Below are 26034 nucleotides of genomic sequence, written 5' to 3' on the forward strand. Positions count from 1 at the left end.
CATGCTCACCCACGCGCTGATCGGCGACGAAGGCAAGACAATAGAACTTGGCTGGAAGGACGGGGCGCGCACCCGCTTTCACGCCATATGGCTGCGCGACAATGCGCTCGACGCCAAGACGCGCAGTGCCGGCAATGGCCAACGGCTGATCACCATTCTCGACATTCCTGCCGATACGAAGATCGATGCAGCCTCGATCGAGGGCGATGCCCTCGAACTCACCTTCGTGCCGGAAGGAAAGACGGTCAGCTTTCCCTCGATATGGCTGAGCGCGAACGCCTATGACCGCGACACAGATCGCCAAGCTGGGTGGACCGGCAAGGACACCGTTCGATGGACCAAGGCCTCGATGCAGGATTCGGTGCCGCGCGCTGGCTATATGGCTGCCAGCCGCGACCGCACGGTCTTGCGGCAGTGGCTCGCTGCGGTGAAAACCTACGGTTTTGCGGTGATGGACGACCTGCCAACCGAATCCGGGGCGCTATGCAAGGTGTCCGACCTGTTCGGCTATATCAGGGAGACCAATTATGGCCGCTGGTTCGAAGTCCGCGCCGAGGTCAATCCGACCAATCTCGCCTACACCAATCTCGGCCTCCAGGCGCATACGGACAATCCCTATCGCGACCCGGTGCCGACGTTGCAGATCCTGTCCTGCATCGAGAATACGGTCGAGGGCGGCGAATCCAGCGTCGTCGACGGTTTTGCCGTCGCCGCCGCGCTGCAGGCCGAAAACCCCGAAGGTTTCCGGCTGTTGAGTTCGTACCCGGCTCGCTTCGAATATGCCGGCTCCTCGGGGGTGCGGCTGCAGGCCAAGCGGCCGATGATCGAGCTTGGCCCCGACGGCGAGTTGATCTCAATCCGCTTCAACAACCGCTCGCTGGCGCCGACGGTGGACGTGCCGTTCGCCGAGATGGGCAAATATTATGCGGCCTATCGCCGGTTCGCCGAACTGATCGAGGATCCCTCCTTCGAGGTGACCTTCAAGCTCGAAGCAGGGCAGGCCTTCATCGTCGACAACACCCGCGTCATGCATGCGCGCAAGCAATTTTCCGGCACCGGCAAGCGCTGGCTGCAGGGTTGCTATGCCGACAAGGACGGCCTGCTGTCGACGCTTTCGGCGATCGAACACCAGTTCAAGGAGGCCGCGGAATGAACGGCCAGGATCTGAACGCGGACAACATCGTCGAGTTCATCGCCGACATCTTTGAGCGTCGGGGGGCCGAATCCTATCTCGGCGAACCCGTCACCATGTCGGAGCACATGCTGCAGGGCGCCTGGTTCGCCGAGCAGGATGGCGCGCCGGAGGTGCTGGTGGCGGCGGCCCTGCTGCATGACATCGGCCATTACACCAGCGAGTTCGGCACCTATTCGCCCGACGATGTCGAGGACAAGCATCACGACGAAGCCGGTGGTGAGGTGCTGGCGCCGTTCTTTCCGCCGGTCATCGTCGAATGCGTCCGGCTGCATGTTTCGGCAAAACGCTACCTCTGCGCCACCGACCCGACCTATTTCGGCAAGCTTTCGCAGGCCTCGGTGCATACGCTGTCGCTGCAGGGCGGGCCGATGAGTGCCGATGAAGTGGCCGAGTTCCGCAAGAACCCGTTCCATGAGGAAGCGGTGCGGGTCCGCAGATGGGACGAGGCCGGCAAGATCGCCAACATGAAGACGCGGGCGTTTCGCGACTACGTGCCGTTGCTGCAACGGGTCGTGCGCGACTTCGCCAATCGCATCTGACAGCGGTTTATCACCGGGAGGGACAGCCAATGTGTTTCTGCTTCGACGGTGAAGGTGCCGTGAGGTTGGACAGGCCAAACCACTGTGGGGAACGTGCCGCAGGCGCTCCTGAGGGACCGCCGCGCTCCACCTGGCGAGACGATCCTCTTGGTGAGACGGGTCGTCTCAACGCGGCCGGCAAGTCCGAACCGGTCGAGCCTCGCACTTGAGCAATTGGCGACGGTGTAGCTCTGGTGCGGCATTCGCCGCACCATGGTGGTTCCTTGTGCGGGCTGGCTATCCCTTGTGATGGACTTGCTGAAGTCCGTAGACCGGCGTCGGCAAGCCTGCCTGTCTCGCTTTCAATTGCAGCGCCAGGAACTGCGAATAATGGCGTGACTGGTGCAGATTGCCGCCATGGAACCACAATGCTTCCTGTTGTGTCGGCTTCCACATGTTGCGCAACTCGCCTTCCCAGGGGCCGGGATCCTTGGTGGTGTTCGAGCCGAGGCCCCAGCATTTGCCGACCTTGTCGGCGGTTTCGCGCGAGATCAGATCGGCGGCCCAGCCGTTCATCGAGCCATAGCCGGTGGCGTAGACAATGAGGTCCGCAGGCAGTTCCGACCCGTCACTGAGCACAACCGAATGCTGCTTGATTTCCTCGACGTCGACGCCGCTCTTCAGCTTGATCGAGCCATCGATGACCAGTTGGGAGGCGCCAACGTCGATATAATAGCCGGAACCGCGCCTGAGGTACTTCATGAACAGGCCGGACTCGTCGTCGCCCCAGTCCAGCATGAAACCGGCTTTTTCCAGTCCCTTGTAGAACGCCGCGTCGCGCTTCTTCATCTCGGCATAGGCCGGGATCTGGAACTCGTGCAGGATCTTGTAGGGCAGGGACGCAAAGATGAGATCGGCCTTGGCCGTAGTGATACCGTTCTGCACAGCCTGTTCCGAGTAGAGAGATCCCAGCCCGATTTCCATCAGCGTGTCGGATCTGGAGATATGGGTGCTCGATCGCTGCACCATGGTGACGTCGGCGCCGGCTTCCCAAAGCGCGGCTGCGATGTCGTGGGCGGAATTGTTGGAGCCGATGACAACGGCCTTCTTGCCGGCATAGGCGTCAGGGCCGGGGTGCTTGGAGGAGTGGTGCTGGTCACCCGTGAAGTTCTCCATGCCCTTGAACTTCGGCAGATTGGCCTTGCCGGACTGTCCGGTCGCCAGCACCAATTGCTTGGGTTTCAGGGTGATGTCCTCGCCGTTGCGGTGGACAACGACAGTCCACTCCTTCTTCTTGTCGTCATAGGAGGCGCTTTTGGCCTCGGTCGACGACCAGTAGTTCAGCTCCATCACCTTGGTGTACATTTCCAGCCAGTCGCCGATCTTGTCCTTGGGCGCGAAGACCGGCCAGTTCTTCGGGAAATCGATATAGGGCAGATGGTCGTACCAGACGGGATCGTGCAGGCAGAGCGACTTGTAGCGTTTGCGCCAGCTATCGCCGGCCCGCTCGTTCTTCTCGATGATGATGGTCGGCACACCGAGCTGCCGCAGCCTTGCGCCGAGCGCGATGCCGCCCTGGCCGCCGCCGATGATCACCGTATCGGGTTGCGTCTTGAAGCCGAGTTCGGCGGCTTCCTTCTCGCGCTCTTCCTTCCATGTCGGGCGGTTCTTGCCAGAGCCATGCCTGGCGCCCATGGGCCGCGCGAAGCCGGCCTTCTCCTCATGGCCTTTCAATTCGGCCATGGTGGTCAGCAGCGTCCAGATCTTGCCGTCCTTCAGCCTGACATGGCCAAAACCCCGCGCCAGTTCGGTCTCGAAACTGATCCAGCCTTCGATCAGGCCGCCGCTCTCGGTCGCGTCCTCGCCCTTGGCGAGCGTCCAGTGCGACGGCTTTGTCCTCGACAACTGGCTCTTCAGCATGTCGCGCACCTGATCCTTGCCTTCCATGGTCTTGATGTTCCAGGTGAAGGTGACGAGGTCGCGCCAGTAGCAGTCGTCCTGGAAACAACCGACGGCCTTCTCGATGTCATTGGCGGCGAGCGCGCCACCGAATTTGTCGAGCAGGTCGGACAGTTTCTTGCTTGGGGCCTTGTCGAGCATAAGTCTTCCTCCGTGAAATCCTGGCCGTCATGGTGGCTCCTCCCGAGCCGGACGATCAAGTATCGGCAGAGAGCACGGTCCTCGTCACGCCCCACCATAGTTTCGCGTGGCTTCAAGGACTTATCCGGAAAACGCTGTCACCGAGCCGGTTTGGGACCGCCTTGCGGAGGGCGGTAGAAGGGACGTTGCGGTTTGCGTGACGGTGGCACGATATGGCATCGGTCGCGAAATCGTGACGGCCATTTGTCGAATTAGGAAACACGTTCAGCGCCGGTGCGATTTTTGCCGTTGACAGGCTGCCTTGCCCGCCCGTAGTGTCCGCGACCATGAAAAAGGCACTCATTCTCGTAGGAAAGCGCGTGGGCAAGGCGGTGTAACCGCCGGGCGAGATCCCCCCATGCGCAAGACACAGGCTCCCTCGGGGGCCTTTTTTATTGCCTGAAACACGACTAAACGACCAGCAAACGCCCAAATGGCGACAGTACGGGACCAGACCGATGAGCAACGGACAGAGTGAGCGGCGCGAAATGACGGGCGCCGAAATGGTGGTGCAGGCGCTGAAGGACAATGGCGTCAAGCATGTCTTCGGTTATCCCGGCGGCGCGGTTCTCCCGATCTACGACGAGATTTTCCAGCAGGACGATGTCGAGCACATTCTTGTGCGCCACGAGCAAGGTGCGGGCCACGCCGCCGAAGGCTATGCGCGTTCGACCGGCAAAGCCGGCGTCATGCTGGTGACATCAGGCCCCGGCGCCACCAATGCGGTGACGCCGCTGCAGGATGCGCTCATGGATTCGATCCCGCTGGTGTGTCTCACCGGCCAGGTGCCGACCTCGCTCATCGGTTCGGACGCGTTCCAGGAATGCGACACGGTCGGCATTACGCGCCCCTGCACCAAGCACAACTGGCTGGTGAAGGACGTCAACGAACTCGCCGCGACCATCCACGAGGCCTTCCATGTCGCGACGACCGGTCGTCCCGGCCCGGTGGTGGTCGACATCCCCAAGGACGTGCAGTTCGCCAAGGGGTTTTATGTCCCGCCGCAGATTGCGCCGCGTACCAGCTACCAGCCCAAGGTCCAGGGTGATCTGGAGAAGATCAAGGCGGCGGTCGAACTGATGGTTGGCGCCAGGAAGCCGATCATCTATTCGGGTGGCGGCGTCATCAATTCCGGTCCGGAAGCGAGCCATCTGCTGCGCGAACTGGTCGACCTCACCGGTTTCCCGATCACCTCGACCCTGATGGGTCTCGGCGCCTATCCGGCATCGGGCAAGAACTGGCTGGGCATGCTGGGCATGCACGGCACCTACGAAGCCAACATGGCCATGCATGATTGCGACGTGATGATCTGCATCGGCGCGCGCTTCGACGATCGCATCACCGGGCGCCTCACGGCGTTCTCACCAAACTCGCGCAAGATCCACATCGACATCGATCCGTCGTCGATCAACAAGAACGTGCACACCGAAGTGCCGATCATTGGCGATGTCGGTCGCGTTCTGGAGGATATGGTGCGGTTGTGGCGGGCGAGCGCCAAGGCCGACAAGAAGGCGCTCTACCCCTGGTGGGAGCAGATCGCCAAGTGGCGCGGTCGCGATTCACTCGCCTATAAAATGAACCACGACATCATCATGCCGCAATACGCCATCCAGCGGCTCTACGAACTGACCAAGGGCATGGACACCTACATCACCACCGAGGTGGGCCAGCACCAGATGTGGGCGGCGCAGCATTATCATTTCGAGAAGCCGAACCGCTGGATGACATCAGGCGGGCTGGGCACGATGGGCTACGGTCTGCCGGCCGCACTCGGCGTGCAGATCGCGCATCCCGATGCGCTGGTCATCGACATCGCCGGCGACGCCTCGGTGCAGATGACGATGCAGGAGATGAGCGCGGCGGTGCAGCACAATGCCCCGATCAAGATCTTCATCCTCAACAACCAGTATATGGGCATGGTGCGCCAGTGGCAGCAGCTGCTGCACGGCAACCGGCTGTCGCATTCCTACACCGAGGCGATGCCGGATTTCGTCAAGCTGGCTGAGGCCTATGGCGGTCACGGCATTCGCTGCGAGAAGCCGGACGAACTGGACGATGCGATCAAGGAGATGATCTCGGTCAGGAAGCCGGTGCTGTTTGATTGCCGCGTGGCGAACCTCGCCAACTGCTTCCCGATGATCCCGTCGGGCAAGGCACACAACGAGATGCTGCTGCCGGACGAAGCCACCGACGAGGCCGTGGCCAACGCCATCGACGCCAAGGGCAGGGAACTGGTCTAGCACCGAGCCGAGGCAGGGTTTTCGCGAGAAGCCGTGCGCAAACAAAGAGTTAGATCAAGAGTTTGAAATCGAGATTCATGTCATGAACGCACAGCTACAACCGACCGGTTCGGCCTATTTCATCGCCAAGGAAACCGAGAAGCCGGAGAACCACACGCTTTCCGTGCTGGTCGACAATGAGCCGGGCGTGCTTGCCCGGGTCATCGGCCTGTTTTCCGGGCGCGGCTACAACATCGAGAGCCTGACCGTCTCCGAGACCGAGCATGAAAAGCATCTGTCGCGCATCACCATCGTCACGCGCGGCACACCGCATGTGCTGGAGCAGATCAAGCACCAGCTCGAGCGCATCGTGCCGGTGCACCGCGTGGTCGACTTGACCGTGCGTTCGCACGAGTCCGGCCAGGAGCGGCCGCTTGAGCGGGAATTGGCGCTGGTCAAGGTTGCCGGCACCGGCGAAGCCCGCGTCGAAGCGCTGCGGCTGGCCGACGCGTTCCGCGCCAGTGTCATCGATGCCAACACCGAGCATTTCATCTTCGAGATCACCGGCAAGGGCACCAAGATCGACCAGTTCATCGCCATCATGAAGCCGCTCGGCCTGGTCGAAATCTGCCGCACCGGCGTGGCGGCTTTGAACCGCGGCCCACAAGCGATGTAGGCCTGCCAGATACTCATCAGCCATGAAGTCTGGCTCGGCGACCTGCCGGCGCTGGCCTTTGTGCGGTCCATAGAAAGAGACAACGATACTGACGTATCTGGGAGGATATCATGTCACTCGACGCATTCCTCGCACTGCTCGTCTATGCCTTCGTGACCTCGATCACGCCCGGGCCGAACAATCTTATGCTGCTGGCCTCCGGCGTTAATTTCGGCATCGTCAGGACGATTCCCCACATGTTCGGCATCAGCATGGGATTCCTGGTGCTGTTGTTGGCCGTGGGACTTGGCCTGGGTGCCCTGCTGACGGCGGTGCCATCGCTGCACACCGCGCTAAAAATCGCTGGCGCCGTGTATCTGCTCTACCTTGCCTGGAAAATCGCCATGTCGCGCTCGCTGAGTGGCAAAGGGGACGCCGAAGCACGGCCGATGCGTTTCATCGACGCGGCGGCTTTCCAATGGGTCAATCCCAAGGCCTGGGTGATGGCGATTACCGCCATGGCCGTCTACGCCAACCCCGAACACCCTTTCCTGTCGGTGGCGCTGATCGCCGTCGCTTTCACCGTCGTCAACCTGCCGAGCGTCTCGGTGTGGGCGGGATTTGGCACGGCGCTGCGTGGATTCCTGTCGGATCCGGTGCGGCTGAAATGGTTCAACATCGCCATGGGCGTGCTGCTGGCGGCGACGCTGTGGCCGATGCTGCGCTAGGACCAGGAATGAGTTGCAGCGACGCAGATCGCCGACTTGAATCTGATTTGTAGCCCTTGGAAATCCGTCCGCTTCAAGACAAGATCATCCGACTCTAGCCTCTTGGGGAAACTCTGATGGAAAGCCACGAGCCGTTTTTGCGCGAGGCGATTGCGCTCTCGAAATCCGCTGTGGAACGCGGCGACGAACCGTTCGGCTCGGTGCTGGTGAAGGACGACGAAGTCATCCTGCGCGCCGAAAACAGCGTCTTCACCGGCCACGATATGACGAACCACGCCGAGATGAACCTGGTCAAACTGGCCGCGCAACACTACGACACGGCGTTTCTCGCTGACTGCACCCTCTACACCAGCACGGAACCGTGCGCGATGTGCTCGGGGGCGATTTACTGGTCGGGCATCGGGCGTATGGTGTTTGCGTGCTCCGAAGCGCGGCTTGGCGAGATCGCCGGCATCGGTTTGAACGTGCCGAGCCGGACGGTGCTGCAAACCGGCGCGCGCATCGTCACCGTGGTTGGCCCGACCCTTGAAGACGAAGCCGCCGAAGTCCACCAGGAGTTCTGGCCGAAGCATCTGGGCAAGGCTTAGAGCCCAGCTTTTGAGGCCTGTGATGGGCGTTCGCCAGCGGCCATAGCCGGCTGCCTATCCATTGTGCAGTGCACATTAAATCTTCGTAATGCCGTGTTTTGGCCCTTTTCCAACAAACGCCTGTCCTATCTATTCGGCTAAATCGCGGCAATCAGCCGTGAATTGCGCTAGAATACGACCACCAAGGCAACGGCGTGTCGGACGGAGAGGGTACTTTGACGATACGTGGAAAACTCATTCTTTCATTGCTGGCAGTTGCCTGTGCGGGCGCGGCCTGGCTCTACCTTTCGCCTGACGCGCTGAGCAAGGCTCAGCAGCTGGTCGGCATGAAGCAGGTCGCGGCGGGGGACAAAAAACCGGCTGGTGACAAGGCGGCAGGGGACAAGCAGGCAGCCGGCGGCAATGGCGCTCGCTCGGCCTCGATTGTGTCGGCGACGGCGACGACGGCTGATTTTCCGATCCGGCGCTATGCCATCGGCTTCGTCTCCTCTCCGGCAGTGGTCAACATCAATGCGCGGGTCTCCAGCCAGATCGTCTCGATCGACGTCAAGGACGGGCAGATGGTGAAGGCCGGCGATACCCTGTTCTCGCTCGATGACCGGGCCTTGAAGGCGCAGCTCGCCAAGGATCAGGCGACGCTCGCCAAGGACCAGGCGATGCTTGCCAGCTCAAGCTCCGATCTTCAGCGGGCCAAGGATCTGGTCGCCAAGCAGGCCGGCACGCAGCAGACCTACGACCAGGCCGTTGCCGCGCAGAAGGCGGCGGCAGCGACCGTCGACGCCGACAAGGCGACGATCGACGCCGACAATGTCCAGCTTGGCTTTGCCACGATCACGGCGCCGATCGCCGGCAGGCTGGGCGCCGTCAGCGTCGCCGTCGGCGATCTCGTCACCGTCAGCAATGGCAACAGCAGCACGTCGACCTCGTTGGTGACCATCACCCAGATGGACCCGCTACAGGTCAACTTCAACCTGCCGGAAAGCAACCTTGCGCTGCTGCACAAGGCGCTTGCCAATCCGCAGCAAGGCGCGGTGACGTTGACCAAGGATGGCGACCCAACGCCGATCGGCAAGGGCACGCTCGATTTCGTCGATTCCAGTGTCGACACCGCGTCGGGTACCATCGCCACGCGAGCAAGCATTCCGAATGCCGATCTTTCGTTGTGGCCCGGCCAGTATGTGAATGTCGTGCTCGACGCCGGCGTCATGCCGCAGATGACTTCCGTCCCCACCGTGGCGGTGCAGCCCAGCCAGAAAGGGCCTTTCGTCTATGTGGTCAAGTCAGACAGCACGGTCGAGCTGCGGCCCGTCCAGGTAGCCCTGACCGAAGGCCAAAACAGCGCCATCAGCCAGGGTGTGAAGGCGGGTGAGAAAGTGGTCACGGAAGGGCAGACGAGGCTGAAGAACGGCGCCGCCGTGCATGAGGGCGCCGCGGCTGCGCCCAAGGTAGCTCAGGCGACAAACACGGGCGAGGCGGCCCAATGATCTCCGAATTCTGTATTCGCAGGCCTGTCGCCACCCTTCTGATGTCGTTCGCCCTCGTGCTGGGCGGACTGTTTGCCTACAAGTTCCTGCCGGTGGCGGCGCTGCCCAGCGCCGAATTCCCGGTGGTCAACGTCTCGGCCTCGCTGCCGGGCGCCTCGCCGGAAACCATGGCGACATCGGTGGCGACGCCGCTGATCAAGCAGTTCGCCACCATCGCCGGCATCGATTCCATTTCGACCACCAACTCGCTTGGCCAGACCTCGATCGCCATCCAGTTCGTGCTCAACCGCGACATCGACGCCGCAGCGGCCGACGTGCAGGCGGCGATCGCGCGCACGCAGAAATCTCTGCCGCCGCAGATGACGGCGCCGCCGAGCTACCGCAAGGTCAATCCGGCCGACGCGCCGATCCTCTTGATGTCGCTGGTCAGCGATACGGTTCCGCTGACCGACCTCGATGCCTTCGCGGAAAACGTCATCTCGCCGTCGCTGTCGACGATCGACGGGGTGGCGCAGGTCTCGATCTTCGGCCAGCAGAAATATGCCGTGCGCATACAGATCGATCCGACAGCGCTTGCCGCACGCGGCATCTCGATCGATCAGTTGCAGGCGGCGGTCGCATCGGCCAACAGCAACACGCCGCTCGGCGTGCTCCAGAACAACAAGCAGCAGCTGACCATCACCGCCAACACCCAGCTGACCGACGCCGCCGGTTTCTCCAACATCATCATCGCCACCAAGAACGGCCACCCGGTACGGCTGGGCGAGGTGACCCGCGTCGTCGATTCTGTACAGACGACCACGACCGCAAGCTGGTACGACGGTACGCGCGCGATCATCATGGCCGTGCAGCGGCAGCCCGACGCCAACACTGTCGACGTCGTCGACAAGGTCAAGGCGATGCTGCCGTCGTTCAAGGACCAAATGCCGGCCGCCGCCGACATCAAGCTGCTCAACGACCGCTCCAGCTCGATCCGCCAGGCCGTCAGCGACGTACAGTTCACGCTGCTGCTCACCATTGCCCTCGTGATCCTGGTGATCTTCGTGTTCCTGCGACGTGTGACGGCGACCATCATCCCGGCCGTGGCGGTGCCGATCTCGCTGATCGCCACGCTCGGCGCGATGTTCCTGTTCGGGTTTTCCATCGACAACATATCGCTGATGGGCCTCACGCTCGCCGTCGGCCTCGTCGTCGACGATGCCATCGTCATGCTCGAAAACATCTTCCGCCACATGGAAGAGGACGGGTTGTCGGCCTTCGACGCGTCGTTGAAGGGTGCGCGCGAAATCGGCTTCACCATCATCTCGATCTCGATCTCGCTGGTAGCCGTGTTCATCCCCGTGCTGCTGATGGGCGGCGTCATCGGGCGCATCTTCAACGAGTTCGCCGTCGTGGTGACGGTCGCCATCCTGGCGTCGATGTTCGTGTCGCTGACGCTGACGCCGATGTTGTGCTCGCGCCTGCTCTCGGTCACCAAGGCCGATCGCGACAAGCATGGCCCCGGCCACAAGCAGGACATCGTCACACGCGGGTACGACCGAGTCCTGACATTTTGCCTGCGGCACACCTTCCTGGTGTTCCTCGTCTTTGTCGGCACCGCGGCAGCATCGGTGTGGCTGATCGAGATCTCGCCGAAGGGCTTCTTCCCGCAGGAGGATATCAGCCAGATCTCGGTGACGACCATCGCGCGCCAGGACATTTCTTTTGACGCCATGGTGAAGCTGCAGGGGCAGGTGGCAAGTGTGTTTTCCCATTCGCCCTATGTTTCGCATGTGGCATGGTCGGCAGGCAGCGGTAACAATGCATTGAACCAGGGCCAGCTCTATGTGCAGTTGAAGGACAAGAGCCTGCGACCCGACATCGAGAAGGTGCAGGCGGATCTGCGAAAGCAACTGGCCGGGGTCGCGGGCATCGAGACCTACATGCAGCCGGTGCAGAACCTGCGGCTCGGTTCGCGCTCATCGGCCAGTGCCTACCAACTCGTGGTTCAGGGCCTCGATACCGGCCTGACCGACCAGTGGGCGCAGAAACTGAATGACGCGATGGCGGCCGACCATACGACTTTCACCGACGTCACCAGCGACCTGCAGAACAACGCCCTGCAGGCATCGCTGGTCATTGATCGCGACAAGGCCGCCCAACTCGGCATCGATACCGACACGCTGCGCTCCGCTCTTTATGGGGGTTTCGGCACCGACCAGGTTTCAACGATCTTCGGTTCGGCCGACAGCTATGAGGTCATCACCGAGCTCGATCCCAAGATCGAATGGTCGCCCGAGCGGATGCTCGCCATCCAGATGAGGACGGCAAGCGGCTTGCTGGTTCCGCTCGGCGCCTTCGCCCGGGTCGACCGCACGGCTGGCGCCCTGACGGTCAACCAGCTCGGCCAGCTTCCGGCCGTGACCATCTCCTACAATCTGCCGCAAGGTGTCGCGCTGGGCGACAGCGTCACGCGCATCAATGCACTCAAAGAACAGATCGGCATGCCGACGGTGATCTCGACGACTTTCGCCGGGACGGCCAAGACCTTCCAGGATTCCCTTGCCAACCAGGGGCTTCTGGTCGGCGGCGCGATCCTGACCATCTACATCGTGCTCGGCATTCTCTACGAGAGCTTCATCCACCCGCTCACCATCCTCACCGGCCTGCCGTCGGCGGTGCTGGGCGCGGTCGTTGCCTTGCGCTTTGCCGGCATGGATCTGTCCGTCATCGCGGTGATCGGCATCCTGATGCTGATCGGCATCGTCAAGAAGAACGGCATCATGATGGTCGACGTCGCGCTCGAATTGCGACGAGAAGGCATGTCTGCAAAGGAGTCCATCCACAAGGCGTGCCTGATGCGGTTCAGGCCGATCATGATGACGACGCTGGCGGCCCTGATGGGCACGTTCCCGATCGCGCTCGGCACCGGGGCCAGCGCCGAACTGCGCCAGCCGCTGGGCGTTGCCGTTGTCGGCGGCCTCTTGGCTTCGCAGGCGCTGACCCTGTTCGTGACACCGGTGATCTACGTCTACATGGAGAATTTCTCGGGCTGGTTGGTCGGGCTGTGGTCGAGGGGCAAGGCCAAACCGCAGGTGGTCAGAGAGAGTGGCGACCAGCCTTCGCTGTTCGGCACCAATGACGACATCCCGGCGGACGCGCAAAAGACGGCCGCCGAATGACAGGCTGACACGGCAAGGACAGAAGCTGGCCCAAGCCGTCGTGCTTGCGGCCGGCAGAACAGAGCCGTAATTTGCGGCCATGTCCCATGATCATGACCACGACAACGAACTCGATCCGTTTGCCGCGCGCGTACGAGCGCTGGAAACCATCCTGACCCGCAAGGGGCTGATCGATCCGGCGGCGATCGACGTCATCGTCGACACCTACGAGACCAAGATCGGCCCGCGAAACGGCGCCAGGGTGGTGGCCAAGGCGTGGAGCGATCCGGCCTATGCGGACTGGCTCAAGCGCGATGCGACGTCGGCGATCGAATCGCTGAGCTATACCGGCCGCCAGGGCGAGCACATGCAGGCGGTGTTCAACACCGAGGACACCCATAACCTCGTCGTCTGTACATTGTGCTCCTGCTATCCATGGTCAGTGCTCGGCCTGCCGCCGGTCTGGTACAAGGCGCCGCCCTACAGATCGCGCGCTGTCATCGATCCGCGCGGGGTGCTGGAAGAATTCGGGCTGACGCTGCCAGCCGAGAAAAAGATCCGCGTCTGGGATTCGACCGCCGAGCTGCGCTATCTCGTCGTGCCTATGCGGCCTAGTGGCACCGATGGCTGGAGCGAGGAGCGGCTGGCCGAACTGGTGAGCCGCGACGCGATGATCGGCACGGCGCTCGCCCGGCAACCGCAGCAAGCGGGGGAGCCGGCATGAACGGCCCCCATGATCTCGGCGGACAGATGGGGTTCGGCCCGGTCGCGCCCGAAAAGGACGAGCCCTATTTCCACGCCGCCTGGGAGAGGCGGGCACTCGGCGTGACGCTCACCGCCGGCGCCATGGGTGCCTGGAACATCGACGAGAGCCGGCATGCGCGGGAATCGCTGCATCCGGCGGACTATTACAGCTCCAGCTATTACCAGATCTGGATCAAGGCGCTGGAGACCTTGCTCAAGCGCCATGGGTTCGTCAGCGAGCGCGATCTCAAGGCTGGTGACGCGATCGATGCGGCGGCAACGCCGAAGCGGGTGCTGAAGGCGGAAAACGTTCCGGCAGTGCTGGCCAAGGGCGGTCCTTGCGACCGGCCGGTCGCAACTGCACCGCGCTTCAAGGCCGGCGACGCCGTACAGACGAAGAATTTCAACCCGACCGGCCACACCAGGCTGCCGCGCTATGCGCGCGGCAAGCGGGGCACGATCGAGGCGGTGCATGACGGCTTCGTCTTTCCCGACAGCAACGCACATGGAGAAGGCGAAAACCCGCAATGGGTCTATACGGTGGTCTTCGATGGCAGCGAGATCTGGGGCGAGGGCGCCGATCCAACGCTGACGGTGTCGATCGACGCCTGGGAGAGCTATCTTGAGCCGGCTTGAGGCGAACAGGCCCGCGGTCGATTTGCCTGACAGCCTGGATGCACCGGTGTTTGCCGAACCGTGGCAGGCCGAAGCGTTCGCCATGACGGTGGCGCTGCACGATAGGGGTCTTTTCTCATGGGCCGAGTGGGCGCAAGCCCTGTCGGCGCAAGTGAAGAAGCCGGGCGCCGCGGCGGACGGACACGACTATTACGAGCACTGGCTGGCGGCACTGGAAAGCCTGCTTGCCTCCAAGGGGCTGGCGGAAAAGTCTGATGTCGACGCCATGGCGCACGCCTGGGAACGCGCCGCGCATGCGACCCCGCACGGCAAGCCGATCCTGCTGGAAAACGATCCGGAATTCTCATCCGCCAGATGAGGCAACGGCCTCAGGAAAGTCCAATCTTCCGCATCGCTCGCCAGGCACCGGTAGCCAACCGCTGCGCATTTCACAAAGAGAGAATGGATGTATCTGTCGGAAATTCTCTCGATCTGCGCGGCATTGTGCATCGCCACCAGTGGCATGCTTGCCGGTGAACTGGTCGGCCGCATCGATGCGTTGACCCTGACCCGGCTGCAAACGCTCGCGGTGACAATTGCCACAACCATAGCAGCAACGCTGATGGGCGGCTGGGCCGGGCTGCTGCCTTGGCAGGTGGGCTATCTCTCGGCCTCTGGCGTGTTCGGGATCTTCATTGCCTCTTCGGCCTATATCTCGTCGATATTCGCGCTCGGGCCGCGCCTGGCGCTGCTGGTGTTCTCGCTGACCTCGCCCTTTGCCCTGATCATGGGGTATGTGTTCCTGGGCGAGACGGTCGGTCCGGTCAAACTGGCCGGCGTTGCGCTGGTCATCGCCGGCATTGTTCTCGCAATCCTGTTCGGGCGTCCCGTCAAGGTTCAGCCGGAAGGCATTTTCCCGACCCCGCCGATCGAGATGGTGGTGCTGCCGGCAAAGCAGATGACCTTGCCTGTCGGTCTCGCCTTCGGGCTGATCGCCGCACTCGGGCAGGCCGCCGGCGCGTTGGTGGCGCGTCCTGTCATGGCGTCCGGCGTCAATCCGTTCACGGCGATGGCGATCCGGACCGGTGTGTCGGCGGTGCTCTTCCTTCTGCTCTTGCTGGTTCCCCGCCGCAGCGCCGCCAAGCGCCCCCGCCCGTCGGCACGAACGCTCGGCATTGGCATCTGTGGCGCGTTGATCGGCACGGGCGTGGGCATGTCGCTGATCATGGCCGCTCTGGCGGGCGGAAAGGTTGGCATCGTCTCGACATTGTCGTCGCTGTCGCCGGTGCTGGTGTTGCCCATGGTGTGGCTGCGCACCGGCTACAGACCATCGGCACCGGCCTGGGCCGGCGCGGTACTCGCCTTTGCCGGCACATCTCTCATCGCGGCCGGCTGACGGGCAGCGATCAACCGGCCACCGTCTTCGTTCTCTTTACGTTCTTTTTGTGGCCTGATAGCCTGAACCGTCGGAGGCGCTCCATGCGTCACGACGGCGGTCGATATGGCGGCTGTCTTGTCTTTCCCTCGCGAATCCGGTCTGTCGCACTGATGGAATTCTCCCCCCAACAGGATGAGGCGCTGCAGGCGGTTGCCCGCTGGCTGAAGGCCGGCCAGCCGCAGCTGTTCCGGCTGTTTGGCTATGCCGGCACCGGCAAGACCACGTTGGCGCGCTATTTCGCCGAACATGTCGATGGCCAGGTGCAGTTCGCCGCCTTCACCGGCAAGGCCGCGCAGGTGCTGCGCTCCAAGGGCGCGGTCAATGCCCGCACCATTCATTCGCTGATCTACAGGGCCAAAGGCGAAGAATCAGTCGAAAACGAGGTGACAGGCAAGACCTCGATGTCGCCGACCTTCTCGCTCAACCGGCAAAGCCCGATCTCGCGGGCCAAGCTGGTCGTCATCGACGAATGCTCGATGGTCGACGAGCAGCTTGGCCGCGACCTGATGAGTTTCGGCACGCCGATCCTGGTGCTGGGCGATCCCGGCCAGTTGCCGCCGATTTCGGGCGGCGGCTTTTTCACCGACCACGAGCCGGACTATCTCCTGACCGAAATCCACCGGCAGGCGCGCGACAATCCGATCCTGCGGCTGGCGCTGGATGTGCGCGAGGGCCGCGAATTCATGCGCGGCGACTATGGCACGGCGCAGGTGATCGGCAAGGAAGACGTTACCCAGGAGCTGGTACTGAAGGCCGACCAGGTGCTGGTCGGCACCAATCGCACGCGGCGACGCTACAACCAGCGCCTGCGCGAGCTCAAAGGGTTCAATGCCGACTATCCGCAGGCCGGCGACAAGCTGGTTTGCCTGCGCAACGATGCGGCCAAGGGGCTGCTCAACGGTTCGCTGTGGAAGGTGATGACCTCATCGCGCGAGACGGTGAAGCCCGGCATCAACCTTCTGGTTTCGCCTGAAGAGGACGATCCCGACCGCGGCGTCGCCAAGATCAAGCTGCTCAAGGCGGCGTTCGAGGATCCGGACGCCGACATCCCCTGGCAGCAGAAGAAGCGTTTTGACGATTTCGACTACGGCTATGCTTTGACCGTGCACAAGGCGCAGGGCTCGCAGTGGAACGAGATCGTGCTGTTCGACGAAAGCTGGGCCTTCAAGGAAACCCGCCAGCGCTGGCTTTATACCGCGATCACGCGCGCCGCCGAGCGGCTGACCATCGTCAGGTAAGGCATGGCGTCAGGCGATAGTCGTCATGGCGCACTGAGCGGCTGGACCCCGAGCCATTTCCAGGCCTCGTCTTCATCCTCGGCCTTGAAATGCCTGAATTCGATCGGCGACAATGCGGGCAGGGCGTGTCGCGCGTCCGGCGTCCAGTCCGGCGTGCCGATCGCCGCGCACCGCCCAATATGTTCCAGTGCGTGGACGGCGCCCTGTTTGAGGGTTTCGTCGGAGATGTCGGTCCAGTCGACGCCATCGTGATCGACCATGTGTACGGCCACGTCGATTCGCTGGTGGAGCGCATAAGCCGCCTCCAGCAGGCCAAACAGGTTTTCTGCATCGGCCGCCGAGACATGCCCGACGACATCGATGGCGAACAGGTCGTCGCGACCGGTGTCGATGCGACGGATCGCCGGCACGGATTGCAGGAAATTCACGGCGGGGGCCTCCTTTTGCGAAATAGCGTTGGTCTTCTGGAACACCCGAAAGCCCTATCTGTTCCCGTCAAAGACGCTATAGATGCCCGGTCTCAAACGCGCCGACGCTGGACAGTGGCGCGCCTTAGCCGCCTGATTTCACGGATCTCAGCCAATGCCCGCAAAGCTTTCCGTCAACCTCAACGCCATCGCCATGCTGCGCAACCGCCGTGACCTGCCATGGCCTAGCGTGATCGGCGTCGGCCGGCTTGCCCTTGCCGCCGGAGCGCACGGGCTGACGGTCCATCCGCGTCCCGATGAACGTCACACCCGACATTCCGACCTGCCCTTGATCAGGGCGCTAATCGACGATGAGTTTCCGCAGGCGGAATTCAACATCGAGGGCTACCCAAGCGAGGATTTTCTGGCGCTTGTGGAAAAGCATCAGCCCGAGCAGGTGACGCTGGTGCCAGATGATCCGGCACAGGCAACCTCCGACCATGGCTGGAACTTCATCACTGACGCGGCGTTCCTGACACCGATCGTCAAGCGTCTGAAGAAGGGTGGTTTTCGAGTGTCGCTGTTTTCCGATGCCGATCCTGCCGGCATGGCGGCCGCGCGCGATACAGGGGCCGACCGGATCGAACTCTATACCGGCCCTTATGGGAGCTACCATTCCGATTCCGCAAAAGCAGCCAACGAACTGGAAAGATTGGGTAAAACGGCCGATGCGGCATTTGCCGTCGGCCTCCAGGTCAATGCCGGGCACGATCTGACGGTGGGCAATCTGCCCGATCTGGCGAAGCGAATTCCGGCATTGGCCGAAGTGTCGATCGGACATGGGTTGACAGCCGACGCGTTGGAGTATGGCATGGCCCGCACAGTGCGTCGGTTTCTCAAGGCCAGCGGCTGGTAGGGGGTATAGCTTCGCTTTGCAGGTATGGCGGCCATAGCGTGCAATTGATACCGCATCGCAGCATGCATGAAGCACCGCGCGCTTGCCGGGGAGTGGTCCATGGACCTTGCCAGTCGCGTTAGCGAGGCAGAAACCGTCGAGCAATCAGGCCATTCCAGAGCCGAACAACAGAGCACCAAGGTTCTGATGCTGGGCGCGCTCGGTGTCGTCTATGGCGACATCGGCACCAGCCCGATCTATGCCTTCCGCGAGGCGCTTCATGCTTCGCCCGGCATCGATACGCGCATTCACGTGCTTGGCGTGCTGTCGCTGATCGTCTGGGCGCTGACGATCATCGTGACCGTAAAATATGTGGCCTTCGTGCTTCGTGCCGACAACAAGGGCGAAGGCGGTACGCTGTCACTGATGTCGCTGGCACGCAGCGCCTATCCCAGAGGCGCGCGCCTCATCCTGGCGATCGGCCTTTGCGGCGCGGCCCTGTTTTTCGGCGATTCGATCATAACGCCGGCCATCTCGGTGCTGTCGGCGGTCGAAGGCCTCAAGGTGGTGACCCCGACATTGGGCGCCTATGTCGTGCCGATCACCTTGGTCATCCTGGCCATCCTGTTTTCAGTGCAACGCTTCGGCACGGGAAAGGTGGCGGCGGTGTTCGGGCCGGTGACCGCGCTGTGGTTCCTGGCTATCGGCGTCGCGGGGCTCTATCACCTGATGGACGATCCATCGATCCTGCTGGCCATCAATCCCTATTACGCGGTCGCCTATCTCGTCAGCACACCCACGGCCGCCTTTGTCACTGTCGGCGCGGTGTTTCTGGCCGTCACTGGGGCTGAGGCGCTCTATGTCGATCTCGGCCATTTTGGACGCAAGCCGATCGTGCTGGCCTGGTTTTCCGTGGTGTTCCCCTGCCTGCTGCTCAACTATTTCGGGCAGGGCGCGTTTGTGCTCGCCAATGGCGGCAGGCCAACCAATCCATTCTTCCAGATGCTGCCTGACTGGGCGCTGATGCCGATGGTGGGACTGGCAACGGCCGCGACCGTCATCGCCAGCCAGGCGGTCATCTCGGGTGCTTTTTCGCTGACCCGCCAGGCGGTGCAACTGAACCTTCTGCCTCGCATAGAGGTGCAGCATACGTCCGAAATGCAACTCGGCCAGATCTACATGCCGCGCGTCAATCTGCTCATCGCGCTCGGGGTGATGCTGCTGGTGGTCGGTTTCGGCAGCTCGAGTTCGCTGGCGTCCGCCTACGGCATCTCGGTGACGGGCGAGATGCTGATGACGACGATCCTGCTGTTCGTTGTCATGCGCAAGCTGTGGAAATGGACATTGGCGCTCGCCTTGCCGCTGACCTTGCTGTTCGGCGTCATCGACAGCGGCTTCTTCCTGGCAAACATCGTGAAGATATTCGAAGGCGGCTGGGTGTCGATCACGGTTGCCTGCCTGATGGGGCTGATCATGGGGACCTGGATACGCGGCACCCGTTATCTCTTCGACAAGACCCGCCGCAACGAGATCCCGCTCGATTTCCTCGCCGCCAATCTGCTGAAGAAGAAGCCACACCTGGTGTCGGGCACTGCGGTGTTCCTGACCAGCGACCCTCTCAGCGCGCCAACCGCGCTGATGCACAGCCTGAAGCACTACAAGGTGCTGCATGAGCAGAATGTCATCCTTTCGGTGGTGACGGCGCCGCAGCCGGTGGTGCCGGACAGCGAGCGGGTCAAGATGGAGACGGTCAACGAACTGTTCATGCGGGTGACCCTGACCTTCGGCTACATGGAACAGCCCAACATCCCGCGTGCGCTGGCCATCTGCCGCAAGCAGGGCTGGAAGTTCGACATCATGACGACATCGTTCTTCCTGTCGCGGCGCTCGCTCAAGGCCTCGCCCAATTCGGGCATGCCGGTGTGGCAGGACAAGCTGTTCATCGGCCTGGCGCGCACGGCGGCCGACGCCACCGAATATTTCCAGATCCCGACCGGACGTGTCGTGGAAATCGGCACGCAAGTTGCTATTTAAGGGGCATAAGGCAGTCTCGCGGGCGTTCGGCATGCTGCCGTGGCGGTTAATTCAGCCCCGCAACTGTTGGACTACAGGCATTTTCCAAGGAGCCTAGCGTTGCCGGCATGGGAGCCATCACGCGACGGCACTTGATATTGCATTGCAGCAAGCGTAGAGCACCGCGCGCTTATCGGAGTGTCGTCCATGGCCCTTGCCAATACTGGTAGTGAGGCAGAACCCGTCGAACAGTCGAGCCATCCGGAGATCGAGCAGCATAGCACCAAGGTGCTGATGCTGGGCGCGCTCGGCGTGGTCTATGGGGATATCGGCACCAGCCCGATCTATGCCTTTCGCGAGGCGTTGGTGGCGTCGTCCCATGGCACCGTCGCTGATCGCGGCGATATCCTCGGCGTGCTGTCGCTGATCATCTGGTCGCTGACGATCATCGTCACTATCAAATACATCATGTTCGTGCTGCGCGCCGACAACCGCGGCGAGGGCGGCGTGCTGTCGCTGATGGCGCTGGCGCGCGGCAGTTTCCCGAAGCGATCAGCGATCATCCTGGGCATCGGCATCGTCGGCGCCTCGCTGTTTTTCGGCGATGCGGTCATCACGCCGGCGATTTCGGTTTTGTCGGCGGTCGAGGGCATGAATGTCGTCACTCCTGCCTTCCAGCCTTATGTCGTGCCGCTGACTCTGGTCATTCTCGCCATGGTGTTTGCGGTGCAGCGCTTCGGCACGGGCGGGGTGGGGCTGGTCTTCGGTCCGGTGACCGCGATCTGGTTCCTGGCCATCGGCCTGTCCGGTCTCAAGCACATCATCGCCGATCCGGAAATCCTGTGGGCGATCAGCCCGCACTATATCGTTGCATTCCTGATCCATTCGCCCGACGTCGCCTTCGTCACCATCGGCGCCATCTTCCTTGCAGTGACCGGCGCGGAGGCGCTCTACGCCGACCTCGGCCATTTCGGCCGCAAGCCGATCGTGCTGGCCTGGCTGTCGATCGTGTTTCCTTGTCTGCTTTTGAACTATGCCGGGCAAGGTGCCTTCGTGCTGGCGAAGAACGGCGTGGTCGGCCATCCATTCTTCGAGATGAACGAGGGCTGGGCGCTGATCCCGATGGTCGTGCTTGCGACCGCGGCGACCGTCATCGCCAGCCAGGCGGTGATCTCGGGTGCCTTTTCGCTGACCCGCCAGGCGGTGCAGCTCAACATGCTGCCGCGGCTGGAAATCCTGCACACGTCGGAAAGGCAGTCCGGCCAGATCTATATGCCGCGCGTCAACCTTTTGCTGGCGCTGGTGGTGATGATGCTGGTGGTCGGCTTCGGCGAGTCCAGCAAGCTCGCTTCCGCCTATGGCATCTCGGTGACCGGCAACATGCTGGTGACCACGGTGCTGCTCTATGTCGTCATGACACGCATCTGGAAATGGAAGCTGTCGGTGGCGATCCCGCTGACCGCACTGTTCACGTTCATCGACATCGGCTTCTTCGCCTCCAACATCGTCAAGGTGTTCGAAGGTGGCTGGGCGTCGCTGGCGGTGGCCTTCACCATCGTGCTGGGCATGTGGACCTGGGTGCGCGGCAGCCGCTACCTGTTCGACAAGACCCGCCGCAACGAGATCCCGCTCGATTTCCTCGCTGCCAATCTGTTGAAGAAGAAGCCGCAGCTGGTGTCCGGCACCGCGGTGTTCCTGACCAGCGATCCGCTCAGCGCGCCAACCGCTCTGATGCACAGCCTGAAGCACTACAAGGTCCTGCATGAGCAGAACGTCATCCTCTCCGTGGTTACGGCGCCGCAGCCGGTGGTGCCGGACAGCGAACGGGTCAAGATGGAGACGGTCAACGAGCTGTTCCTGCGGGTGACGCTGACCTTCGGCTACATGGAACAACCCAACATACCGCGTGCGCTGGCGATCTGCCGCAAGCAGGGCTGGAAGTTCGACATCATGACGACATCGTTCTTCCTGTCGCGGCGCTCGCTCAAGGCATCGCCCAATTCAGGCATGCCAGTGTGGCAGGACAAGCTGTTCATCGGTTTGGCGCGCACCGCGTCGGACGCGACCGAATATTTCCAGATTCCGACCGGACGTGTGGTAGAAATCGGCACGCAGGTGGCGATCTGATCGGCTTGATCGCTACGACTTAGCGGGAGGCTGATATGAGCGGCGAATTGGTGCTTGTCACCGGCGGATCGGGCTTCCTCGGCGCTCACTGTATCCTTGAACTCCTGAAGGCGGGTTTCCGCGTGCGCACGACGGTGCGCTCGGCCAAGCGTGAAGCCGATGTCCTGGCCATGCTCAAGGCCGGCGGCGCCGAGCCTGGCGACAGGCTGTCCTTTGCCATCGCCGACCTTATGAGCGACACCGGCTGGCCGCAAGCGGTCGCCGGCTGTGACTATGTCCTGCATGTCGCCTCGCCATTTCCGCCTGGCGTGCCCAAGCACGAGGATGATCTGATCGTCCCGGCCCGCGAGGGCGCGTTGCGGGTGCTGCGGGCCGCACGAGATGCCAATGTCAAACGCGTCGTGCTGACCTCGTCCTTCGCGGCCATCGGCTATGGCAAGATGCCGCCCGGGCCGTTCACCGAGGAGAGCTGGACCGATCCGACGGCCAGGGTCAGCGCCTATGTCAAGTCGAAGACGCTTGCCGAGCGCGCCGCCTGGGATTTCCTCGCAGCCGAGGGCGGTAGGCTCGAGTTGGCGGTCGTCAATCCGGTCGGCATTTTCGGGCCGGTGCTCGGGTCCGACCATTCGACCTCCACCGAATTCGTCCAGCGCATGATGAATGGCGCCATGCCGGGGCTGCCGCGCCTGTCCTTCGGGGTCGTCGATGCACGCGATGTGGCCGACCTGCATGTGCGCGCAATGACCAACCCCGCGGCAAAAGGCGAGCGCTTCCTGGCGGTGTCAGGCGATTTCATGACCGTGCGGGAGATCGCGCAGACCTTGAAAACGCGGCTCGGCGATGCGGCGGCGCACGTCAAGACGCGGCAGCTTCCCGATTGGCTGGTGCGGATCGTCGGATTGTTCAACCCGGAAGCCGCGCAGCTCGTGCCGGAACTGGGCAAGGTCAAGAACGCCACCAACGCCAAGGCGGTGCGCATGCTCGGCTGGGCGCCGCGCTCGCGCGAAGATGCGCTGGCTGCCACGGGCGAGAGCCTGGTCAGGCTCGGTCTGCTCAAGAAGTAGCGCGGCGGGAAGAAGACTGCCCGCCGCGCGGATTTCAGCCCAGCAGGGCCGCCTTATTGGTTTCGAGGAACTGCTTCAACGGCACCGACTTGCGGCCGGAAAGCTTTTCGACAGAGTCCGTCACCATGCCGAGATCGCCGGCGCGCGTTGCGGCGTCGAAGGAGACCAGAACCTTGGCGATCGGCTCGGGAAGCCCGGCTGCCTTGATCCCTTCAGTCAGAGCTTCGTCGGAAAGCTGAACGATCTGGATCGGCTTGCCGGTGACCTCGGTGATGAGTGCCGCGACTTCGGCTGTCGTGTAGGCCTTGGGGCCAGTCAACGTGTAGGTCTTGCTTTCGCTGGCGTCCGAGGTCAGCCCCGCGGCTATCGCGGCAGCGTAGTCGTCACGCGCGCCGTAGGAAATGGCGCCATCGCCCGCCGACGTGTACCAATGGCCCGATGCGAGGATCTGCGGCGCTGCCATGAACAGGTTCTCGTCGTACCAGCCATTGCGGAAGATCGTGTAGGGGATGCCGCTCGCCTTGATCGCCTGTTCGGTGTCGTAGTGGTCGGGAGCGAAGGCAACCGCGGAACCCGGCTCGGTGTTGGGCATAGAGGTGTAGTGGAGATGGCCAACGCCCGCCTGCTTGGCGGCGGTGACCGCCGCGAGTTGCTGCTCGCGCCGTTTGCCCTGGATCGCAAGTTCGTTGGTCGAGATGATGAGCACCCGCTCGGCACCGGCGAAGGCCTTGGCTAGCGAAGCCTGATCGTCGAAATTGGCTTCGCGGATGGTGACGCCGCGTGCGGCGAGGTCGGCCAAATTCGCCGGTGTGCGGGTGGTGGCGATGATCTTCGCGGCCGGCACTTTGAATGTGTCCAGCAAGTGGTTGATGACGCTGCGGCCGAGCTGGCCGGATGCACCGGTGACGAGAAGAGTTGCGGTCATGGAAGATCCTGACGTTGCGGGGAAGGCGGTTCGGGTGTTGGTCTCAAAAAGAGACCAGCACTAAAATAGGAATTGACCCGGTATCGTAAAGGAGGCAGTTTTTCGGGAGGTAGGCACAGGCAGGGAACCAGTCATGGACAGCTCGATCGTCAAACTGAGATCCAAGCTTGAGGTCTACAAAGCCATGACCGATGGCGGCAACCTTTCCGATTGTCCGGTCCGGGATGTCATCCAGGGCCTGAGCGGCAAATGGAGTTCGCTGCTGATGGCGGCGCTGGCCGAGCAGCCCTACCGTTTCGGCGAATTGCGGCGACTGGTACCCGACATCTCGCAGCGCATGCTGACCCAGACCCTCTACGATCTGCAGCGCGACGGCTATGTGCATCGCGAAGTGTTCCCGACCAAGCCGCCGAGCGTCGAATACAGCCTGACCGATCTCGGGCGGTCGATGTTCGAAGCCTTGCAGCATCTCCTGCAATGGGCGGAGAACAACCACGACGCGGTGCGCGGCGCGAGAGCCACTTTTGACGCCGGGCAGGCATAGGCCGGACGCGGCTATGGCCACGGCTTGATTTTGTCCCAGTGCTGAAGGATTGTCCCGGCCAGTTCGGCTTTGGGGGCATGCGCATTTCCTACGACATCGCGATTGCCGGCGCCGGCCCGGCGGGGCTCGCCATGGCGCTTTATCTCAAGCGCGCCGGGCACAACGTCACCGTCTTCGAACGTTTCGAGGAGCCGAAGCCGGTCGGCTCCGGGCTGATCCTGCAGCCGACCGGGCTGACGGTGCTGGCCGATCTCGGCCTGCTCGCCGACATACTGGCGCTGGGCGCCCGCATCGATCGCCTGCATGGGGCCGATGCCTCGACCGGCCGCACCGTGCTTGACGTTCGCTATGATGCGCAGCACGGCGGCCGTTTCGGCCTGGCGGTGCACCGGGCGGCTTTGTTCGGTGTGCTCTTTCGCGCCGCGCAACGTGAGGCGATCGCCATCGAGACCGGCGTCGAGATCGAGACGCTGGAGGCCGGCGAGCGCGCGACGCTGATCTGGGGCAACGGCCGAAGGGCAGGGCCGTTCGATCTGGTCGTCGACGCCAGCGGTTCGCGCTCGAAACTGCGGCAGTGTGTGGTCGGCGCTGGTGCACCGCGCCCGCTCACCTATGGCGCGTTCTGGGCATCGCTCGATTGGCGCGGCGAGGGTTTTGACGAGCACGCGCTTTCGCAGCGCTACGATAAGGCCAGCGTGATGATCGGCGTGCTGCCGATCGGCCGGCCGGAACCCGGCGCCGAGAAAATGGCGGCCTTCTTCTGGAGCCTGAAGCCGGATGATGCCGATCAGGTTCGCGCCCAAGGCATCGACGCCTGGAAGGCGCGCGTTATCAGGCTGTGGCCGCAAAGCGCGGCGTTCGCCAACCAGATCGACAGTTTCGACCAGCTTTCGCTGGCGCGTTACGGTCACCATACGATGAAACTTCCGGTTGGCCGGAGACTGGCCGTCATCGGCGATGCCGCGCATTCGACCAGCCCGCAGCTCGGGCAAGGGGCGAATATGGCGCTGCTCGACGCCGCGGCGCTCAGCCATGCGCTGGCGCGTACGCAAAGTGTCGAGGCAGCGCTTGAGGCCTATGCCAAGGCGCGGCGCTGGCACGTGCGTGTCTTCCAGGCGCTATCGCTGGCGTTCACGCCGTTCTATCAGTCGGATTCGGTGGCACTGCCCTTCATGCGCGACAGGCTGGTGGCGACCATCGCAAAAATTCCGCCAGCGCCGCAGTTTCTCGCCTCGATGGTCGCCGGCACGGTGATCGATCCGTTCAAGCGGGCAGGGCTAAAGGAAGCGCGGTGGGATTTCGGACAAAATCAAGGTCATGATACGACCCCATCATAAAGGTTTTTCGTCCGGGCCGATC

The 26034-nt window shown here is 62.7% G+C and carries 22 protein-coding genes; 19 read left to right on the forward strand and 3 right to left on the reverse strand.

All coding sequences use genetic code 11. The features are described 5' to 3' along the window. Nucleotide 1 precedes the first annotated feature (1 nt). Complete coding sequence (tmpA, locus tag A3A9_RS0106410; protein WP_027058037.1) at nucleotides 2-1153, forward strand: 2-trimethylaminoethylphosphonate dioxygenase; 1152 nt, start codon at nucleotides 2-4, stop codon at nucleotides 1151-1153. Next, entirely contained in the window at nucleotides 1150-1734 is a 585-nt protein-coding gene (tmpB, locus tag A3A9_RS0106415) for a (R)-1-hydroxy-2-trimethylaminoethylphosphonate oxygenase (protein ID WP_027058038.1), read from the forward strand. The genes tmpA and tmpB overlap by 4 nt, the downstream gene beginning before the upstream one ends. Nucleotides 1735-2010: 276 nt before the next feature. Here tmpB and A3A9_RS0106420 read toward each other — a convergent pair whose 3' ends face one another. Beyond that, nucleotides 2011-3813 carry an NAD(P)/FAD-dependent oxidoreductase gene (locus tag A3A9_RS0106420; protein WP_027058039.1) on the reverse strand — a complete coding sequence of 601 codons (1803 nt, stop codon included), beginning with the start codon at nucleotides 3811-3813 and terminating at the stop codon, nucleotides 2011-2013. 497 nt (nucleotides 3814-4310) lie between these two features. Between A3A9_RS0106420 and A3A9_RS0106425 the strand changes: the two genes are divergently transcribed. The 11 genes from A3A9_RS0106425 to A3A9_RS0106475 all read left to right on the forward strand — a co-directional run bounded on the left by A3A9_RS0106425 (nucleotide 4311) and on the right by A3A9_RS0106475 (nucleotide 16700). Beyond that, a complete protein-coding gene (locus A3A9_RS0106425) occupies nucleotides 4311-6092 on the forward strand; it encodes an acetolactate synthase 3 large subunit (RefSeq protein WP_027058040.1) in 1782 nt (593 codons plus the stop codon). Nucleotides 6093-6174: 82 nt separating this feature from the next. Continuing rightward, nucleotides 6175-6747, forward strand: coding sequence for an acetolactate synthase small subunit (gene ilvN, locus A3A9_RS0106430; protein WP_027044849.1), 573 nt, complete (start codon nucleotides 6175-6177; stop codon nucleotides 6745-6747). A 110-nt stretch (nucleotides 6748-6857) separates the two neighbouring features. Next, complete coding sequence (locus A3A9_RS0106435; RefSeq protein ID WP_027058041.1) at nucleotides 6858-7454, forward strand: LysE family translocator; 597 nt, start codon at nucleotides 6858-6860, stop codon at nucleotides 7452-7454. Nucleotides 7455-7570: 116 nt separating this feature from the next. Further along, nucleotides 7571-8041, forward strand: coding sequence for a nucleoside deaminase (locus A3A9_RS0106440; RefSeq protein ID WP_027058042.1), 471 nt, complete (start codon nucleotides 7571-7573; stop codon nucleotides 8039-8041). Nucleotides 8042-8262: 221 nt separating this feature from the next. Next, the gene (locus tag A3A9_RS0106445) at nucleotides 8263-9525 is read left to right on the forward strand and encodes an efflux RND transporter periplasmic adaptor subunit (RefSeq protein ID WP_027058043.1); all 1263 of its coding nucleotides are present in this window, start codon (nucleotides 8263-8265) and stop codon (nucleotides 9523-9525) included. Continuing rightward, nucleotides 9522-12686: an efflux RND transporter permease subunit gene (locus A3A9_RS0106450; protein WP_027058044.1), complete on the forward strand. Its 3165-nt coding sequence runs from the start codon at nucleotides 9522-9524 to the stop codon at nucleotides 12684-12686. The genes A3A9_RS0106445 and A3A9_RS0106450 overlap by 4 nt, the downstream gene beginning before the upstream one ends. Before the next feature lie 79 nt (nucleotides 12687-12765). Beyond that, the gene (gene nthA / locus A3A9_RS0106455) at nucleotides 12766-13389 is read left to right on the forward strand and encodes a nitrile hydratase subunit alpha (RefSeq protein WP_027058045.1); all 624 of its coding nucleotides are present in this window, start codon (nucleotides 12766-12768) and stop codon (nucleotides 13387-13389) included. Continuing rightward, nucleotides 13386-14045 (forward strand): nitrile hydratase subunit beta, encoded by a 660-nt coding sequence (gene nthB, locus A3A9_RS0106460; protein ID WP_027058046.1) that lies wholly within the window; start codon nucleotides 13386-13388, stop codon nucleotides 14043-14045. Before nthA ends, nthB begins: the two co-directional genes overlap by 4 nt. Beyond that, nucleotides 14032-14403: a nitrile hydratase accessory protein gene (locus tag A3A9_RS0106465; RefSeq protein ID WP_027058047.1), complete on the forward strand. Its 372-nt coding sequence runs from the start codon at nucleotides 14032-14034 to the stop codon at nucleotides 14401-14403. Before nthB ends, A3A9_RS0106465 begins: the two co-directional genes overlap by 14 nt. Nucleotides 14404-14490: 87 nt before the next feature. Then, a complete protein-coding gene (locus A3A9_RS0106470; RefSeq protein WP_027058048.1) occupies nucleotides 14491-15420 on the forward strand; it encodes an EamA family transporter in 930 nt (309 codons plus the stop codon). A 152-nt stretch (nucleotides 15421-15572) separates the two neighbouring features. Next, nucleotides 15573-16700, forward strand: a complete 1128-nt coding sequence (locus A3A9_RS0106475) for an ATP-dependent DNA helicase (protein ID WP_027058049.1) — start codon at nucleotides 15573-15575, stop codon at nucleotides 16698-16700. A 23-nt stretch (nucleotides 16701-16723) separates the two neighbouring features. On the opposite strand, the gene A3A9_RS0106480 is transcribed toward A3A9_RS0106475, so the two are convergent. Continuing rightward, a complete protein-coding gene (locus tag A3A9_RS0106480) occupies nucleotides 16724-17128 on the reverse strand; it encodes an STAS/SEC14 domain-containing protein (RefSeq protein ID WP_027058050.1) in 405 nt (134 codons plus the stop codon). Nucleotides 17129-17282: 154 nt separating this feature from the next. Here A3A9_RS0106480 and A3A9_RS0106485 point away from each other — a divergent pair, with 154 nt between their 5' ends. The 4 genes from A3A9_RS0106485 (at nucleotide 17283) to A3A9_RS0106500 (ending at nucleotide 23206) form a co-directional block, all read left to right on the forward strand. Then, nucleotides 17283-18023 (forward strand): pyridoxine 5'-phosphate synthase, encoded by a 741-nt coding sequence (locus tag A3A9_RS0106485; RefSeq protein WP_027058051.1) that lies wholly within the window; start codon nucleotides 17283-17285, stop codon nucleotides 18021-18023. Between the two features lie 99 nt (nucleotides 18024-18122). Continuing rightward, entirely contained in the window at nucleotides 18123-20036 is a 1914-nt protein-coding gene (locus tag A3A9_RS0106490; RefSeq protein ID WP_027058052.1) for a potassium transporter Kup, read from the forward strand. Between the two features lie 186 nt (nucleotides 20037-20222). Next, the gene (locus tag A3A9_RS0106495; protein ID WP_027058053.1) at nucleotides 20223-22142 is read left to right on the forward strand and encodes a potassium transporter Kup; all 1920 of its coding nucleotides are present in this window, start codon (nucleotides 20223-20225) and stop codon (nucleotides 22140-22142) included. Nucleotides 22143-22177: 35 nt separating this feature from the next. Then, entirely contained in the window at nucleotides 22178-23206 is a 1029-nt protein-coding gene (locus tag A3A9_RS0106500; RefSeq protein WP_027058054.1) for an SDR family oxidoreductase, read from the forward strand. A 34-nt stretch (nucleotides 23207-23240) separates the two neighbouring features. Here A3A9_RS0106500 and A3A9_RS0106505 read toward each other — a convergent pair whose 3' ends face one another. Further along, a complete protein-coding gene (locus A3A9_RS0106505; protein WP_027058055.1) occupies nucleotides 23241-24131 on the reverse strand; it encodes an SDR family oxidoreductase in 891 nt (296 codons plus the stop codon). Nucleotides 24132-24264: 133 nt separating this feature from the next. Between A3A9_RS0106505 and A3A9_RS0106510 the strand changes: the two genes are divergently transcribed. Next, on the forward strand, nucleotides 24265-24675 hold the full coding sequence (locus A3A9_RS0106510; RefSeq protein WP_027058056.1) for a winged helix-turn-helix transcriptional regulator: 411 nt from the start codon (nucleotides 24265-24267) through the stop codon (nucleotides 24673-24675). Between the two features lie 77 nt (nucleotides 24676-24752). After that, nucleotides 24753-26012, forward strand: a complete 1260-nt coding sequence (locus A3A9_RS38375; protein ID WP_033838363.1) for an FAD-dependent oxidoreductase — start codon at nucleotides 24753-24755, stop codon at nucleotides 26010-26012. The last annotated feature ends 22 nt before the right edge of the window (nucleotides 26013-26034 follow it).

Source organism: Mesorhizobium loti CJ3sym (assembly GCF_000472785.1).
Lineage (GTDB): Bacteria > Pseudomonadota > Alphaproteobacteria > Rhizobiales > Rhizobiaceae > Mesorhizobium > Mesorhizobium loti_E.

Bases quoted from the DNA above. Each gene is read 5' to 3' on its own strand.
- ilvN (WP_027044849.1), top strand. From the start codon at position 6,175: ATGAACGCACAGCTACAACCGACCGGTTCGGCCTATTTCATCGCCAAG.
- A3A9_RS0106505 (WP_027058055.1), bottom strand. From the start codon at position 24,131: ATGACCGCAACTCTTCTCGTCACCGGTGCATCCGGCCAGCTCGGCCGC.
- A3A9_RS0106440 (WP_027058042.1), top strand. From the start codon at position 7,571: ATGGAAAGCCACGAGCCGTTTTTGCGCGAGGCGATTGCGCTCTCGAAA.
- tmpB (WP_027058038.1), top strand. From the start codon at position 1,150: ATGAACGGCCAGGATCTGAACGCGGACAACATCGTCGAGTTCATCGCC.
- nthB (WP_027058046.1), top strand. From the start codon at position 13,386: ATGAACGGCCCCCATGATCTCGGCGGACAGATGGGGTTCGGCCCGGTC.
- A3A9_RS0106450 (WP_027058044.1), top strand. From the start codon at position 9,522: ATGATCTCCGAATTCTGTATTCGCAGGCCTGTCGCCACCCTTCTGATG.
- A3A9_RS0106495 (WP_027058053.1), top strand. From the start codon at position 20,223: ATGGCCCTTGCCAATACTGGTAGTGAGGCAGAACCCGTCGAACAGTCG.
- A3A9_RS0106470 (WP_027058048.1), top strand. From the start codon at position 14,491: ATGTATCTGTCGGAAATTCTCTCGATCTGCGCGGCATTGTGCATCGCC.
- tmpA (WP_027058037.1), top strand. From the start codon at position 2: ATGCTCACCCACGCGCTGATCGGCGACGAAGGCAAGACAATAGAACTT.
- A3A9_RS38375 (WP_033838363.1), top strand. From the start codon at position 24,753: ATGCGCATTTCCTACGACATCGCGATTGCCGGCGCCGGCCCGGCGGGG.
- nthA (WP_027058045.1), top strand. From the start codon at position 12,766: ATGTCCCATGATCATGACCACGACAACGAACTCGATCCGTTTGCCGCG.
- A3A9_RS0106485 (WP_027058051.1), top strand. From the start codon at position 17,283: ATGCCCGCAAAGCTTTCCGTCAACCTCAACGCCATCGCCATGCTGCGC.
- A3A9_RS0106500 (WP_027058054.1), top strand. From the start codon at position 22,178: ATGAGCGGCGAATTGGTGCTTGTCACCGGCGGATCGGGCTTCCTCGGC.
- A3A9_RS0106435 (WP_027058041.1), top strand. From the start codon at position 6,858: ATGTCACTCGACGCATTCCTCGCACTGCTCGTCTATGCCTTCGTGACC.
- A3A9_RS0106510 (WP_027058056.1), top strand. From the start codon at position 24,265: ATGGACAGCTCGATCGTCAAACTGAGATCCAAGCTTGAGGTCTACAAA.
- A3A9_RS0106475 (WP_027058049.1), top strand. From the start codon at position 15,573: ATGGAATTCTCCCCCCAACAGGATGAGGCGCTGCAGGCGGTTGCCCGC.
- A3A9_RS0106420 (WP_027058039.1), bottom strand. From the start codon at position 3,813: ATGCTCGACAAGGCCCCAAGCAAGAAACTGTCCGACCTGCTCGACAAA.
- A3A9_RS0106425 (WP_027058040.1), top strand. From the start codon at position 4,311: ATGAGCAACGGACAGAGTGAGCGGCGCGAAATGACGGGCGCCGAAATG.
- A3A9_RS0106490 (WP_027058052.1), top strand. From the start codon at position 18,123: ATGGACCTTGCCAGTCGCGTTAGCGAGGCAGAAACCGTCGAGCAATCA.